General features: G+C 69.1%; 18 protein-coding genes. 8 read left to right on the top strand and 10 right to left on the bottom strand.

Annotation, left to right across the window (positions count from 1 at the left end; translation table 11 throughout):
• Positions 1-67: 67 nt before the first annotated feature.
• Positions 68-541 carry a pyridoxamine 5'-phosphate oxidase family protein gene (locus OS889_RS05770; RefSeq protein ID WP_372388112.1) on the bottom strand — a complete coding sequence of 158 codons (474 nt, stop codon included), beginning with the start codon at positions 539-541 and terminating at the stop codon, positions 68-70.
• Between the two features lie 124 nt (positions 542-665).
• Between OS889_RS05770 and OS889_RS05765 the strand changes: the two genes are divergently transcribed.
• From OS889_RS05765 to OS889_RS05735, 7 genes are all read left to right on the top strand, one after another.
• Positions 666-923, top strand: coding sequence for an MTH865 family protein (locus OS889_RS05765; protein ID WP_372388109.1), 258 nt, complete (start codon positions 666-668; stop codon positions 921-923).
• Positions 924-1,007: 84 nt separating this feature from the next.
• Positions 1,008-2,861, top strand: coding sequence for a S9 family peptidase (locus OS889_RS05760; protein ID WP_372388107.1), 1,854 nt, complete (start codon positions 1,008-1,010; stop codon positions 2,859-2,861).
• A gap of 235 nt (positions 2,862-3,096) precedes the next feature.
• A complete protein-coding gene (locus OS889_RS05755; protein WP_372388105.1) occupies positions 3,097-4,410 on the top strand; it encodes a GAF domain-containing protein in 1,314 nt (437 codons plus the stop codon).
• Positions 4,411-4,459: 49 nt separating this feature from the next.
• Positions 4,460-4,891 carry a cobalamin B12-binding domain-containing protein gene (locus OS889_RS05750; RefSeq protein ID WP_372388103.1) on the top strand — a complete coding sequence of 144 codons (432 nt, stop codon included), beginning with the start codon at positions 4,460-4,462 and terminating at the stop codon, positions 4,889-4,891.
• The gene (gene meaB / locus OS889_RS05745; protein ID WP_372388101.1) at positions 4,891-6,039 is read left to right on the top strand and encodes a methylmalonyl Co-A mutase-associated GTPase MeaB; all 1,149 of its coding nucleotides are present in this window, start codon (positions 4,891-4,893) and stop codon (positions 6,037-6,039) included. Before OS889_RS05750 ends, meaB begins: the two co-directional genes overlap by 1 nt.
• A gap of 47 nt (positions 6,040-6,086) precedes the next feature.
• Positions 6,087-7,010 carry an alpha/beta fold hydrolase gene (locus OS889_RS05740; protein ID WP_372388099.1) on the top strand — a complete coding sequence of 308 codons (924 nt, stop codon included), beginning with the start codon at positions 6,087-6,089 and terminating at the stop codon, positions 7,008-7,010.
• A gap of 121 nt (positions 7,011-7,131) precedes the next feature.
• Positions 7,132-7,935: an NAD(+)/NADH kinase gene (locus OS889_RS05735; protein WP_372388097.1), complete on the top strand. Its 804-nt coding sequence runs from the start codon at positions 7,132-7,134 to the stop codon at positions 7,933-7,935.
• Positions 7,936-8,016: 81 nt separating this feature from the next.
• On the opposite strand, the gene OS889_RS05730 is transcribed toward OS889_RS05735, so the two are convergent.
• From OS889_RS05730 to OS889_RS05695, 8 genes are all read right to left on the bottom strand, one after another.
• On the bottom strand, positions 8,017-8,466 hold the full coding sequence (locus OS889_RS05730; RefSeq protein ID WP_372388095.1) for a DUF7313 family protein: 450 nt from the start codon (positions 8,464-8,466) through the stop codon (positions 8,017-8,019).
• Positions 8,467-8,570: 104 nt separating this feature from the next.
• Positions 8,571-8,846, bottom strand: a complete 276-nt coding sequence (locus tag OS889_RS05725) for a DUF7314 family protein (protein ID WP_372388093.1) — start codon at positions 8,844-8,846, stop codon at positions 8,571-8,573.
• Positions 8,839-9,312, bottom strand: a complete 474-nt coding sequence (locus OS889_RS16795) for a DUF7315 family membrane protein (protein WP_443673228.1) — start codon at positions 9,310-9,312, stop codon at positions 8,839-8,841. Before OS889_RS16795 ends, OS889_RS05725 begins: the two co-directional genes overlap by 8 nt.
• A 178-nt stretch (positions 9,313-9,490) precedes the next feature.
• Positions 9,491-10,276: a cytochrome b family protein gene (locus OS889_RS05715; protein WP_372388092.1), complete on the bottom strand. Its 786-nt coding sequence runs from the start codon at positions 10,274-10,276 to the stop codon at positions 9,491-9,493.
• A gap of 4 nt (positions 10,277-10,280) precedes the next feature.
• Entirely contained in the window at positions 10,281-11,087 is an 807-nt protein-coding gene (locus OS889_RS05710; protein WP_372388091.1) for a cytochrome b, read from the bottom strand.
• A 3-nt stretch (positions 11,088-11,090) separates the two neighbouring features.
• Positions 11,091-11,477, bottom strand: coding sequence for a DUF7318 family protein (locus OS889_RS05705; RefSeq protein WP_372388089.1), 387 nt, complete (start codon positions 11,475-11,477; stop codon positions 11,091-11,093).
• On the bottom strand, positions 11,477-12,142 hold the full coding sequence (locus tag OS889_RS05700; RefSeq protein WP_372388087.1) for a plastocyanin/azurin family copper-binding protein: 666 nt from the start codon (positions 12,140-12,142) through the stop codon (positions 11,477-11,479). The genes OS889_RS05705 and OS889_RS05700 overlap by 1 nt, the downstream gene beginning before the upstream one ends.
• A gap of 133 nt (positions 12,143-12,275) precedes the next feature.
• Positions 12,276-13,169, bottom strand: coding sequence for a DUF7319 domain-containing protein (locus tag OS889_RS05695; RefSeq protein WP_372388086.1), 894 nt, complete (start codon positions 13,167-13,169; stop codon positions 12,276-12,278).
• 102 nt (positions 13,170-13,271) lie between these two features.
• Here OS889_RS05695 and OS889_RS05690 point away from each other — a divergent pair, with 102 nt between their 5' ends.
• Positions 13,272-13,754: a DUF7321 family protein gene (locus OS889_RS05690; protein WP_372388084.1), complete on the top strand. Its 483-nt coding sequence runs from the start codon at positions 13,272-13,274 to the stop codon at positions 13,752-13,754.
• 50 nt (positions 13,755-13,804) lie between these two features.
• On the opposite strand, the gene nth is transcribed toward OS889_RS05690, so the two are convergent.
• Positions 13,805-14,491 carry an endonuclease III gene (nth, locus tag OS889_RS05685; protein ID WP_372388082.1) on the bottom strand — a complete coding sequence of 229 codons (687 nt, stop codon included), beginning with the start codon at positions 14,489-14,491 and terminating at the stop codon, positions 13,805-13,807.
• Positions 14,492-14,553 lie beyond the last annotated feature (62 nt).

Raw genomic sequence — 14,553 nt, 5'->3', positions numbered from 1 at the left:
TGGGAGTCGCCTGTAGTGAATACTTTGGTTTGTCTCCCCGCGCGGCGGCCACAGCGGCCGCGAGCGGTCACTCGATCGCGTCGATCGACGCCACCGCCGGCGCGTGCCGGCCGCTCATCGATTCGATCTCCAGTTCGTACCACTCGGGGTCGAGGTCGGGCGTCGGGCGGTCGAAGACGGCGAGGCCCGCCAGCGAGGCGTACTCCGCGAACACCTCCGAGGCGTCGAGGACCTCCGGCGACTCGTCGTCGATCCAGCGGAGGTCGCCGTCGATGATGACGCTCCGCCAGTCGTCGGGGCCGCGCCACTCGTAGGAGACGAGGGTGACGCGGGACGAGGACGCGATCCGTTCGCGCTTCGTGCTCTCGTCGTGGAAGACGAGCTGGAAGATACAGCGGTGCTCTAAGACGTCGTAGCCGAAGGAGATCGGGAGGCTGTACGGCTCCTCGCCGGCGAACGAGAGCACACCGTGTCCCTGCCGCGTGAGGAACGCCGCGATCTCCTCGTCTGTCATCTCGACGCCGACTTCGGCCTCTGGCATCGATCGCCGTTGGACCGCGACCGAAATGAATACCACGGCCGACTGTCCCGATTTGGGAAGCAACTCTCAACGCGTTTGCGGTGGTTCCGGAACGTTTTTGCGGGTCCTGTGGCACCTCACGGCTATGGCAGACGTCGAGGCGGAACTCCGCCAGCAGTTCACAGACGCGTTCAGTGGCGCCGACTTCCCCGTCAGCAGTCAGATGGACCTCGTCCCGACGCTCCCGGACGGCCCCGGGACGAAGTTCGAGGCCGGCGACGTGACCCTCACCGCGATGGAGATGGCGGCGAAGCTCGGCTCGCACCAGGACTTCCCCTACAACGACGTCGAGTCGCTCGTCGACGACGTCATCGAGGGGCTCAAGGCCGAAGGGATGATCTGAGCCGACCGCCCGACGGCGACCGACCCGTCGCGCGGGTCGAGGGCGGACCCGAACGCTTTGGTCTCCCGGGGCGTAGCCGGCGGTATGGCCCACGACATCGAGCGGTATCTCAACGTCCGGAGCGCCTACGGCGCCTCGTTCGCCCCCGACGGCGAGCGCTTAGCGTTCCTGATGGACACGACGGGCGTCCCGCAGGTCTGGACGACGACCGAGCCCGGCGGCTGGCCCGAACAGCGGACGTTCTTCGACGAGCGCGTCACCTTCGTCTCGTGGTCGCCCACGCGCGAGGAGTTCGTCTTCGGGATGGACGAGGGCGGCAACGAACGGGCGCAGCTGTTCCGGTACGACCTCCACGACGGGTCGATCACGAACCTCACCGCCCACCCGGACGCGAAGCACCGCTGGGGCGGGTGGAGCCACGACGGCGAGCGCTTCGCGTTCGCGTCGAACCGCCGCGACGAGTCCGTCTTCGACGTCTACGTGCAGGGCCGCGACGAGGTCGGCGACGGCGCCGAACTGGTCGCCGAGGGCGACGGCTGGCTGACCGTCGGCGGCTTCTCGCCCGACGACTCGCGGCTCATCGTCGCGGAGGCGTACTCGAACTTCGATCAGGACGTCTCCGTCTGTGATCTCCGGACGGGCGAGCTGACCCACCTGACGCCCCACGAGGGGACCGTCCGCTTTCAGAGCGCCGAGTGGGGCCCCGACGGCGAGCGGCTCTACCTCGTCTCCGACCGCGACAGCGACACCCTCGATCTGTGGTCCGTCGACGTCGAGACGGGCGAGTTCGCGCTCGTCGCGAGCGACCCCGACTGGGAGATCGACGGCGTCGCCGTCGACGACCGGACTGGAAGAGTCGTCTACTCGACGAACGTCGACGGCTACACCGAACTCACCGTCGGCGACCTCGTCGCGCCCGCGGGATCGGAGCCGGCCCCCGAGATCGACGAGCGCCCGGCGCCGGACCTCCCCGAGGGCGTCGTGGGCGGCGTCGCTTTCGACGAGGGCGGCGAGCGATTCGCCGTGACGGTGACCCGTCGGGGCGATCCGGCGAACGTCTACGTGATCGACGCGGGGGCGGAAACGGCGATCGAAGCGGCCGACGGGTCCCGGCTCCCGGCCGAGCGCTGGACCCGGGCCGCCACCGCGGGCATCCCGCGGGACACCTTCGTCGAGCCCGAACTCGTCCACTACCCGACGTTCGACGGCCGCGACATCCCGGCGTTCTTCTCCCTCCCCGAGTCCGACACGAGCGCGGGCGAGACGCCGGTGATCGTCGACATCCACGGCGGCCCCGAGTCCCAGCGCCGCCCCTCGTTCAGCGCGGTCACGCAGTATTTCCTCGCCAACGGCTACGCCGTCTTCGAGCCGAACGTCCGCGGCTCGGCGGGCTACGGGAAGGCCTACGGCCACCTGGACGACGTCGAAAAGCGGATGGACTCGGTGCGGGACATCGAGGCGGGCGTCGAGTGGCTCGTGGATCACCCCGCGATCGACCCCGACCGCGTCGTCGCGATGGGCGGCTCCTACGGCGGCTTCATGGTGCTCGCGTCGATGACCGAGTACCCGGACCTGTGGGCGGCCGGCGTCGACGTCGTCGGCATCGCGAACTTCGTGACGTTTCTGGAGAACACCGGCGAGTGGCGGCGCGAGCTCCGCGAGGCCGAGTACGGCTCCCTCGAAGAGGACCGGGAGTTCCTCGAATCCATCTCGCCGCTCAACCGGATCGAGGAGATCCGCGCGCCGCTGTTCGTGCTCCACGGCGCGAACGACCCGCGGGTGCCGGTCTCGGAGGCCCACCAGCTCGTCGAGGCCGCCCGCGAGCACGTCCCCGTCCGGGAGCTCATCTTCGAGGACGAGGGCCACGGCATCTCGAAACTGGAGAACCGCATCGAGGCCTACGGCGCGGTCGTCGACTTCCTCGACGAGCACGTGTGACGACGGCGTCGAGTGCCGGCGCCCGCACACACGACGGCCATCGAACCCCGCGACGAGCACGGTCCGATCCGCGGAACTTCCCGGAAATCAGACGAATCGCCCGCTTCACCTCGGACCGTGCGAAGCGGCGCCTCGGACCGAGGGACGGCAGGTGTGCCGTAGGAACGCGTCTCGTTCCGGAGGAACAGTCAGCCGACCGAACCTCTTAAAGCGTTGACGTTCGACCTTCGAGTGTATGTCGGGGGACCCCGCGGACGGACGCGTGCTTCTCGTCAGGCCCACCGGCGATGCGACCGACGGTGGATCCGACGAGGTCGAACGCGACTCCGGAGGGGAATGGACGAGGGGGGGCACAGACGTCGAACCGGGAGGCGACAGCCGGCAGTTCGACGGGGACGGCGAGATAGACGCCAACACGGAGGTGGTGGTCGAGACGCTGGAGGAGGAGCTCTCGGTCGACGTCGTCGTCCGCTGCCGCGACACCGCCGTCGAGTACGTCGAGGAACTGGGGCCGACCCTCGACTGCATCGTCGTCCTCGGCGACGATCGGGCGCTGATCCGCTCGCTCATCGAGGACGACGCGGTGCCGACGGTGGTCTACGAGCCGCCGTTCGTCGAGACCGTCGAGATGAGCGACCCGACCGAATCGACAATCACGGGGCTCGTAGAGCGCGTCCGCGCCGAGGTCGCGGCCGCGAAGCGGACGAGCCACCTCCGGGAGTCGAACGCGCGGCTGACGGCGCTGAGTCACTTCGCCGAGGACATCACCGCCTGCGAGACCGTCGGCGCCGTGGTCGAGCGGACCCTCGACGCGACGACCCAGGCGCTGGCGTACGACTACGCGGTCATCTATCTGTTGGAGGGAGACCGCCTGCTCCCGCGGGCGACGTCGCTCCCGGACGCGTCGGTGCGGCCCCTCCACGTCGACGAGGGGATCGCCGGGCGGACGCTCCGCACCGGCGAGTCGGAGATCGTCTCGGACCTCCAGTCCGTCGAGGACGCCCGACCGCAGATCGACGAACTCCACGCCGGCATCAGCGTCCCGATCGACGGCCGCGGCGTGATCCAGGTCGCGAGCGGGGCGCGCGCCGCCTTCGACGAGAGCGACCTGGAGTTCGTCGAGATCCTCGCCGGCTACGCCCGCGAGGCGCTCGAACGGATCGAACGGGAGGTGACGCTGCGGCGCGAGCGCGACCGGCTCCACGCCTTCTTCGACGGCCTGCCCGCGCCGGCGATCTACGTGGAGCGACGCGACGGCGAGCTTCGGATCGAGGAGGTAAACGGCGCCTACGACGAGCAGTTCGGCACGGTCCGGAGCGGACGGCCGCTCGCCGACGTCGCCGACGTGCCGGAGACAGAACAGTTCGAGGCCGCGCTCGGGACCGCGGGCGTCTCGACGGGCGTCGTCGAACGCCCGACCGCGGCCGGCGGCGTGGGGACGTTCGCGCTGCACGTCGTCGCCGTCTCGCCGCCCGGCAGCGACGAGTGCGCCTACGGGATCTACGTCGATCCCGCCGACGACGGCTCCGTGCCGGGGTACTTCGGCTGAGAGCGGCCGCGCCGGTAGATCCAAACCCGGGGCGGCCGAACGGCGAGGTATGAGCGCCGACGCCGAACACGGCGGGCGGAGCCGTCCGATCCGCTGTCTCATCGCGAAGGTCGGTCTCGACGGGCACGACCGGGGGGCTCACGTCATCGCCCGCGCGTTCCGGGACGCCGGGTTCGAGGTGGTGTACTCCGGCCTGCACCGCTCGCCCGAGGAGATCGTCCAGGCCGCCGTCCAGGAGGACGTCGACGTGCTCGGGATCTCGATCCTCTCGGGCGCGCACAACACCCTCGTGCCGAAGGTCGTCGACGGGCTGGAGGAGTACGGCGCCTTCGCGGACACGCTGTTGATCGTCGGCGGCATCATTCCCGAGGAGGACCGCGAGGGGCTCCGGGAGATGGGCGTCGCCGCGATCTTCGGCCCCGGGACGCCGATGGAAGAGACGATCGAGTTCGTGCGCGAGCACGCCCCCGAGCGCGAGTGATGGGCGGAGACGACCCCGAAGGCGAGGACGTCGCGGATCCAGACGCCACCGAGGCGCGCATCGAGCGCCTCGTAGAGCGGCTGCTCGCCGGCGAGCACCGCGCGCTGGCGCGAGCGATCACCCTGATCGAGAACCGCGCGCCGGGCCACCGCGACCTCGTCGCCCGGCTCCACGGCCACGCGGGCGACGCCGCCGTCGTCGGCGTCACCGGCAGCCCCGGCGCGGGGAAGTCGACGCTCGTCGACAAGCTCGCGCGGGCGTACCGCGACCGGGGCCAGACCGTGGGAATCGTCGCCGTCGACCCCTCCTCGCCGTACTCGGGCGGCTCGGTCCTCGGCGACCGGATCCGGATGGGCGCGTCGAGCGGCGATATGGACGTCTTCGTCCGGTCGATGAGCGCGCGGGGGCGGCTCGGCGGGCTCTCGACCGCGACGACGGAAGCGATCACCGCGCTCGACGCCTTCGGCAAGGATGTCGTCGTCGTCGAGACCGTCGGCGCCGGCCAGAGCGAGGTCGACATCGTCCGGACCGCCGACACCGTCGCGGTGCTCGTCCAGCCCGGCAGCGGCGACGACGTCCAGATGCTGAAGGCCGGGATCCTGGAGATCGGCGACGTCTTCGTCGTCAACAAGGCCGATATGGACGGGGCCGCCCGCACCGTCGCCGAACTGGAGGAGATGCTTCACCGCCAGCGCTCGGCGGGCGAGGCCGAGTCCGCGCAGAGCGGCCACCACGGCCCCGGGATGGCGAGCGGTGCCGACGCGGCGACCCGCGAAGACGGTTCCGACGCGACGGCCGAGTGGGACCCGCGGATCGTCGAGACGGTCGCGACGACCGGCGAGGGCGTCGACGACCTCCTCGACGCGCTCGACGGACACGACGCCTGGCTCCGCGAGTCCGGCGCGCGCGAGGCGAAGGCGCGGCAGCGACACGGCGCGGAGATCCGCCGGCTCGTCCGGAGCGACCTCACGGAGCTCGCGGAGGCCGAACTGGCGCGACGGGGAGGCCTCGACGCCCTCGCCGAGCGGGTCCAGGCCCGCGAGACCGACCCCTACACCGTCGCCGACGGGGTCGTCGAGCCGATCCGGGAGTGCGTGAAATCGGACGAGGACGGATCGGGCGACGGCGGCGACCCCGAAAACGAGTGAGGGACGGCGCCAGCAGCCTCAAGCGTCTCGCGACACTGTGATCCGGTATGAAACTCAGATCGGTCGTCGGCGCCGCGATCGCCGGGACCGGCGCGATCGCGCTCGCCAACGCCGCGATTCGGAATCGGGCCCCGCCGCTGGAGCCGGCGCTCTCCGGGTCCCAGCGGACGTTCGAGTGGAACGGCTTCGACGTGCAGTACGCGGAGGCGGGCGACCCCGAGGCCCCCGACCTCGTGTTGCTCCACGGGATCAACGCCGCCGGCTCGAACGGGGAGTTCCGCGAAATTTTCGACGACCTGTCCGAGGACTACCACGTCGTCGCGCCGGACCTCCCGGGCTTCGGGACCTCCGAGCGGCCGCCGCTCCGCTACTCGGCGACGCTGTACCGGGAGTTCGTCCGCGACTTCGTCGCCGAGTTCGATACGCCCGCGGTCGTCGCCTCGTCGCTGACGGGCGCGTACCTCGTCGATGCCGCGGACGACCTCGATTTCGCGTCCGTCGTCCTGATCTGTCCGACGGAGCGCGGCGGCCCGGATCGGAACCTCCTCGCCCGCGAGCTCCTCCGCTCGCCGGTCCTCGGCGAGGGGCTGTTCAATCTGCTCGGCTCGAAGCCCTCGATCCGCTATTTCAACGCCGACCACGGCTACTACGATATGGGGAAGGTGAGCGAGGAGTGGATGGACTACGAGTGGCGGACCGCCCACCAGCCGAACGCGCGGTACGCGCCGGCGTCGTTCGTCAGCGGCTTCCTCAACGCCGAGTTCGACCTCGGAGAGGCCCTCGCCGACGTCGACGCCCCCGTGACGCTGCTGTGGGGCCGCGAGGCGGAGATCACGCCGCTGAAGCGCGGCCGAGACTTGGCGGCGGCGGCGGACTGCCGGCTGGTCGTCGTCGACGACGCCAAGCTCCTCCCGCACGTGGAGTTCCCCGCGGCGTCGCTCGACGTCGTCCGCGACGCCGTCGGGCAGTGAGCGCCGAGAGTCGACCGCGCGGGGCGACGCGAACCGCTGGGTCTTTTTCCGGGAGCGGTCTATCGGCGGGTATGCCCGAAGCCGAGCCGGCGCGCCCGCGACCGCGAACGGAGGCAGAGCCGTGAGCGGCGCGTCCCGGTCCGTGCTCGTCGTTGACGCCGACGGGTCCGACGCGACCGCCGAGGCCGTCGAAGCGCGGGCGACGGAGCGCGACGGCGTCGACGTCGAACGGGTGTCGGTCCCGAGCCGGGACGCGGGCACCGACACTGCCGGCGTCGATACCGCCGACGTCGACGCCGTCTTCGCCGTCGGCGAGGCGTCGCTTTTCGCGCTGGCGGCGGATCCGCCGGCCTGTCCCGTCTTCGTCGTCGACGCCGGGGCGGGACGCTACGACGCGTCGACGGCCGGGGTGGACGCCGCGATCGACGCCGTCGCGACGGGTGCGTACGAGACCGCGCCTCACCCCGTCCTCGGCGTCGCGGTCGACGGCGAGCCGGTCGGCGCGGCGCTCGCGGACGTGTCCCTCGTGACCGCAGAGCCCGCGCGCATCTCCGAGTACGGCGTCGCGTCGGACGGCTGGAGCGAGACCGTCAGGGCCGACGGGATCGTCGTCGCCACGCCGCTCGGGAGCGAAGGCTACGCGCACGCCGTGGACGGGCCGCTGCTCGCGCCCGAGACGGGGCTGGCGGCCGTGCCGATCTCCCCGTACGCGATGCACGCCGACACGTGGGTGCTCCAGCCTCCGGTCTCGCTGTCTGTCGAGCGCGACGAGGCGGCGGTGTCGCTCCTGCTCGACGACGCGGTCGCGCGGACGGTCCCGGCCGCGGTCCCGATCTCGATCACCGTCGCGGAGACGCTGTCGATCGCCGCGCCGCAGACGTTCGGTACGGCCACAGAGAGCGACTCCGGCGCGAACGCGGAGTGATAGTGATTCCTCTCACTGTGAGACACGCTCGGCGGGAGAAAAATCAGCCGAGAGAGCGACGGCCCACGGCCGTGTGACCGCTCAGACGATCGAGTTCCAGATCGGCGCGATCAGGAAGAAGAAGCTCTGATAGCTGGCGTACAGGAGCGCGAAGGCCGACGCGCCGATCGCCGCCGTCGGCTTTTCGAGGTCCTTGCTCTTCGAGCGGGCTTCGACCTTGCGGGACTCGAACTCGAAGAAGTCCGTGACGAACACCCCGAGCACCAGCACCGACATCACCATTCCGCCGTGGGGCGCGACGATCATATAGAGGAGCGACGCGAACACCATCGCCAGCGTGGTTGCCGTATGCGGGAGCCACCGAGAGATCGCCTCGTCGTCGTCGCCCTCCTCGGCCTGCCGCTCGTGGCGGTTGTGCTGGAGCAGCCGCGTGAGGATGTTGAGAACCACCAGCGCGAAGACGACGATCGGAAGGATCCCGTCGATCGACTCCAGTGCGTCGATCGGGACGAGGAACTGTAGCGGTTGCATATCAGAACGTGGGTACAGGAGTCATTAGAGTTTTTCCAATCCGGCGCGGGAATCGCGGCGACTGACGGCGCGTCGGCAGTCGGGAGGTGGGGTCGGACCGCGGACTACTGCGCGCGGTCTTCGATCGCTTCGCGGGCCTGCCGGACGGCCGGGATGCCGACCCAGAAGGTCAGCGCGCCGATGATCGCGAACCAGAAGAACACGTCCATCAGCAACACCCCCAGCGTGTCGAACATCGTCGCGGAGTCGCCGAGCGACAGGGGGGCGACGAGCTGTTGACTGCTCTCGAAACTCGGCGTACGGTACCACCCAGCGAGGACCATCCACGCGAGTCCCGCGCTGGTGAAGATCCCCAGACCCTTGACGAACTCGTCAGCCATCGTTGTTCGAAGCTTCGCCGGAGTCCTCTTGAGACTTTCCCATTCCGCGGGCGCGGAACCGCGTCCCGAGGACGTACACCCCGGCGCCGAACCCGATGATGCCGAGCCCGAGCGCCGCCAGGACCGTGCTCAGGATGCCGTCGGCGACGGCGAGGCCGACAAACGCGAGCAGCCCGCGGATCGCGTTGCCGAGGAAGCTCACGTTCAGCGTCGCGGCGTCGAGGAGCATAAACCCGAACACGACGCTCACGACCGCGATGAGCGTCGAGAACACGGTCACGACCTTGTACAGCGGCATCGGAACGACGACGTCGCGGCCGCGAACGCCGGTCCCCGTCGCTCCCTCGGCGTCCGCTCCGCTCGGCTCTGTGCTGCCCGCGTCCGCCCCCGACTCCGTCTCGGCCGCCGCGGCGTCGGGGCGGTCGACTGCGCCCGTGCCCGCGCCGGCCGCGTCTCCATCAGTCATTGTGGGCGCTACGGACGGAAGCGAAATGGACCTTTCCGTGTGCGTCGTCGGAGCGCAAGTACGATCGGAAGAAACAGACAGAACGACCGAAACGAATCGGCGGGACCGTCAGCGTCGGCCTCGGATCGGAGGCCGGAGCGGAGCCGGAGCAGAGTCGGAGACGACTGCCGAAGTCCGGTTACTTCGGTGGCCGGAGCCGGTAGTACCGGCGGTTGAGGTCGTACATATACCCCTCGCGCATCGTCTTCAGGACCGCCCAGGTGACGAAGCCGCCGACGATCGGAAGCAGGAACGTCAGGTCGAACGCCAGGTGGACGTTCATCGGGAGCAGATTCTTCGCGGAGTAGACGCTGATCGTGAACGCGAAGATGACGCCGCCGACGCCGACGGCCGCCCAGAACGGCTGTTCGACCGGCCGGCGCGCGCTCCCCTTGTTGAGGAAGGGCACGATGGCGACGATCCCGACGACGACGAGGTTCGCGAGGACGCCGTAGGTCCGGTCGGCCATCAGCTTCTGGCCGCCCAGGATCGCCAGTTCGGGGTTCAGCGGGCCCAGCTTGAGCAGGCCGAACGACCAGTAGAGGTACCAGTCCGGCAGGATGATCGCGGGCGTGCTGGAGGGGTTCGCCGGCGAGCCGATGTGCGGCGGCATCGTCGCCGACAGGAACAGCAGCATCCCCACGAAGAAGCTCGCGATGGAGAGGTTTCGGATGACTTCGTGGGGCCACGTCGGGAACGCGAGCACGTCGCGCTCGACGTAGTCGGACTCCTGGCGGAGGTCCTGGTCCTCTCGACGAGCGCGCTCGAAGTACTCGTAAGTGAGCCGGGAGAGCCCCTGGGCGCGGGTCTTGCGCTCGCGCCACGTCGGCGTCTCGTCGTCGGGCGCGACGATACCGCTGCCGTCTGTGCGGACGTCGTCGGAGTCGGAGTCGGAGTCGGTCTCGGAGGTGTTGTCGTCGGTCATTGGTCTAGTGGGGTTCTGCGATGCCCTGCACCCAGACGATGCCGATGTGGATGGCGATGAGCGTCGTCACCACGAACGGGAGCAGGAACACGTGGAGGATGTACATCCGTTGCAACGTCGCCTGGCTCAGCGAGAAGCCGCCGAAGAGCAGCTGGGCGACCCACTCGCCGGCGAGCGGGATCGACAGCGACATCTCGACGCCGATCTGGCCCGCCCAGAAGGCGAGCTGGTCCCACGGGAGCAGGTAGCCGGTGTACCCGAACACCATCGTCAGGCTGATCAGGACGATGCCGATCAGCCAGTTGAGCTCGCGGGGCTCCTTGTACGCGCCGGTGAAGTACACGCGGAGCATATGGAGGAACACCGCGGCGACCATCACCTGCGCCGCCCACCGGTGGATGGAGCGGAGCATAAACCCGAACTGGAGGTCGCGCATAATGAACGCGATGCTCTCGTAGGCGACGGTCCCCGCCGCTTCCGATCCCGCGGCGGCCGAGGGGCTGTAGTAGAAGCCCAACAGCGCGCCGGAGATGGCGGCGACGACGTACGCCAAGGTCGAGAACAGGCCCAGCGTGTACAGCGGGTACCAGTACCAGAACTTGTTGTCGAGGTTGTACTGCTCGGTGTGGCTCTTCGGCATCTGGAGGTTGACCCGGTAGTAGAGGGTCTCTAAGAGCTCCAGGTAGTCGACGATGCGGAACCGCTTGTCCAGCCAGATGAGGGTAGTGAGGAAGGTCGACTCCACAGGAGTCAGATCCTTCTCCTTCATCCAGCCTTTGTGGTCGTATTCGTCTTTCTTTTCGAGGCTCATTGGTTATCGCTTGTAGTACGGGTAGATCGCGCGCTTGACTTGGTCCCACGCGCCGTCGGCGAACGGCGTTCCGTCGACGTCTTCCTCCCGAATGTAGAGGTCTTCGTACTTACGGCGCCGCTTCTTCACGATCACGACGTCCGGCAGGAACTCCTTGCGGTACAGCGCCAGTATGAACGCCAGGTCGATGAAGATAACGGCCAGGACGGCGCCGAGATACATATTCCCGGTCTCGCTCAGGCCCCAGCCGGACAGCAGGCCGTAGGTGAACAGGAACACGAAGACGACCTCGATGATCGTGAGCAGGACGATCGCGATCGCGGCCGCCGTACTCTCGCGGGCCGGTTCGTACCGATGGATGTCGCCGTAGGTGCTGCCGCTCGATGACATTATCCGTTCCTCCCGGTGCCGGTGTGGGCCGACTCACCGTACTTCAGGACGTAGAACGTGAAGATCACGGTCACGAGGATCCCCAGGATCGTCGCGGCGCCGACCCAGTGGGCGTGGATCGGGACGCCGAACGAGTGGAGCTCCTTCTCGCCGCCACCGCCGCCGCCCGCGTTGGGGTTCTCGACGACCTCGATGGTGCCGACCATCCCCGCGCTCTGGTGCGGCGCGCAGTAGTACTCGTAGGTGCCGAGCGTCTCGAAGGTGTGCGTGTAGGTGAAGCCGGTGTTTTCAAGCGGTTCGTGGCCCTGCCAGTTCGCGCCATCGGGCTGGCTGTCGACGACGATGTTGTGGTTGTCCGACTCCCAGACGAACTCCACCGTCGTGCCCGGCGCGATCTGGAGCGGCTCGCTCGTCCCCGGTTCGAACACCAGGGAGCCGCCGGGGCCGACCGTCACCGTGGCGGTCGGGCCGCCGCCACCGCCGCCGGAGGTGGCGGTGCCAGTGCCGGTTCCGGTGCTCGTGCCAGTCCCGGTGCTGGTCCCGGTTGCCGTCCCGGTCGCGGTGCCGCCCTCCGTCTCCTGGGCAGCGCCGGTACCGGTGGCGGCAGAGGCCGTCGCGGCGGCAGCAGGGACGCTTGCTGCTCGCAGAAAGTCCCGCCTCTTCATACACGTCGGTCTCAGGATGGAACGCGCTTAAACCCACCGACTCCCCCGTGAGGCCGCGATCCCCGCAGCGGGGTCGTCGGGCGTCCTCCCGGCGGTTTGGCGCCGGGGCGGTCGGAGACGCGCCTGGGCGTCGTCACCCGTCAGTTCGGTCGGTCTCGGTTCCGTTCTCGTTCTCGTTCGCCGCGGAGTCGCCGTCGACATCGGTTTCGGTGTCGGCGTCTGGCATCACCTCGGCGACGGCCTCCGGCGGCTCGTCGTCCGCGGCGTCGAGCGCGCGAAGCCGGGCCCGGAACTCCTCGGTCCGGAAGCGATCGGAGAGCCGGGCGTTCGCGACGACGAAAAAGAGGAAGGCGCCGATCACGAGGAAGCCGAACGAGGCGATCGGTGCGACGACCGTCGACAGGGACGGGAGGGCCAGCCACGCGATCAGGATTCCGACGCCGACGAGGATCTGGACGCCCGCGACGATCTGGAGCATCAGATTGCCGAACTCGCCGCTTCCCTCGACGACCTCCTCGGGCTCGGGAAGCGAGGCGTCCTCGGGCGCGTCCATCAGCTCGTAGTCGGACATCGAACAGAGCGCGACGGTGGGCTTGACGTCCCGGAGGACCGTGCCCTCGCCCTCGACGCTGCCGTCGTCGTAGATGACCGCGTACCCCTCGTCGGAGTAGGCGACGACGCGGTCTTCGCCCTCGGTGATGCGCTCTACGACCGCGAAGATCTCGCGGATCGCGACCCGCGCTTCGAGCTCCTGTTCGACCCGGTCGAGGAGCTCCTCGCCGACGATCCAGGTGTCGGGATCGAACGCCGCCTCCCACTCTTCGAGGCTCATCTCGGCCATATCGGCGGGGCCGAAGTCGTCGAAGTCGTAGGTCTCTTCGACCTCCCTCCGGAGCGCCTCGAGGTCGTCTGACTCGGGGGCGGACGGGCCAGCATCTGAACCGTCGGTGTCGGCGTCGGAGTCGCCGGCGGCCGCCGCGTCGGCGCGGCGGTCCGTCGCGTACGACTCCTCTGAGGGCTCCGTCATCGTCGGAAGTTGGCGCGGCAGGCTCCTTAGGGTAACGGTTCACCGGAGTGCGACCGCACGCGAGTCGGGCACTTTACCCGCCGCCGGTCCGTAGCGCGGTCGATGGTATCCGACTCGGCCATCGCGACGGTCGCCGCGCTGATGGTCACGGCGAGTCTCCCGTTTTACCTCTACGGCGCGTGGGTGATGATCGACGCCGAGACGGTGACCTGGGACCTCCTCGTCTACCACCTGAAGATCATCGTGCCGGGGCTCGTCCTCACCACCGTTCCGGTGGCGTCGTGGATGGTGCCGCGGCTGCTCGATCAGCTGACCGGGGTGGCGGTCCTGCACGCGCTCTTGGGACTGCAGGCGTACGCCCTGCTCGTGTTCGCGCTGACGGGCATCGTGCGGATCCTCCAGGTGAAGCGCGAGGCGGACCTCTACGACGACCCCGACCAGGAGATCGACATCGACGAGCTCCACCCGAATATGAGCGCCTGGCGCGGCCGGCTCCGCGCCGGCGTCTTCGGCTACGTGCTCTTTTGGCTCCTCGCGTGGCTCCTCGGGCTGTATCGGTTCGGGATCCGCTACGTGCTCGGGTGAGCGGCGCGCGGCCGCCGGGGCGGGGACGCGGCGGGGAAACGCGGCCTACCCTACCCCCACGCCTCGCCGGACGCGAGGTCGACGTCGCTGTCGAGCTTCGAGGAGGGGCAGACGTCTTCGAGCACGCACTCCTCGCAGTCAGGGTTCCGGGCCGTACAGACCGCGCGACCGTGGCTGATGAACAGGTGCGTGAACTGCTGCCAGTCGGATTCCGGGACCAACTCCATCAGCTCCTGTTCGATCTTCTCGGGACGCTCCTCGTCGGCGAGGCCGAGCCGCCGCGCGATCCGCTGGACGTGCGTGTCGACGACGATCCCCTCGACGACGTCGTGGCCGTGCTGGAGGACGACGTTGGCGGTCTTGCGGCCGACGCCCGAGAGGTCGGTGAGGTCGCTCATCGTATCGGGCACCTCGCCGTCGTGTTCCTCGACGAGCGTCTCGCCGATCGACTTGAGGTAGCCGGCCTTGTTGTTGTGGAAAGTGATCCCGTAGATGTCCTCGGCGAGTTTCTCCTCGTCGGCCGCGGCGTAGTCCTCGGGCGACCGGTACTTCTCGAAGAGGTCTTCGGTGACCTCGTTCACGCGCTCGTCGGTACACTGCGCCGAGAGCACGACGGCGACGAGCAGCTCCAGTCGATCGGCGAAGTTCAGCGAGATCGTCGAGTCCGGGTACTCCTCGTAGAGGCGGTCGAGCACCGCGGCGGCCTGTTCCTCGCGGTCGTCGAGCGGCGTGCCCATACGCGACCCTCGGAGCCGTCGGTGTTGAGTGGTTCGGCTTCGGGCGGGCAGAGAGAGGCGAC

This window comes from Halobellus sp. MBLA0158 (genome assembly GCF_041477585.1).
Classification (GTDB): Archaea; Halobacteriota; Halobacteria; order Halobacteriales; family Haloferacaceae; genus Haloquadratum; species Haloquadratum rubicundus.
The sequence above is the reverse complement of the archived record's forward strand: the minus strand, read 5'-3'. Positions and strand labels throughout refer to the sequence as shown.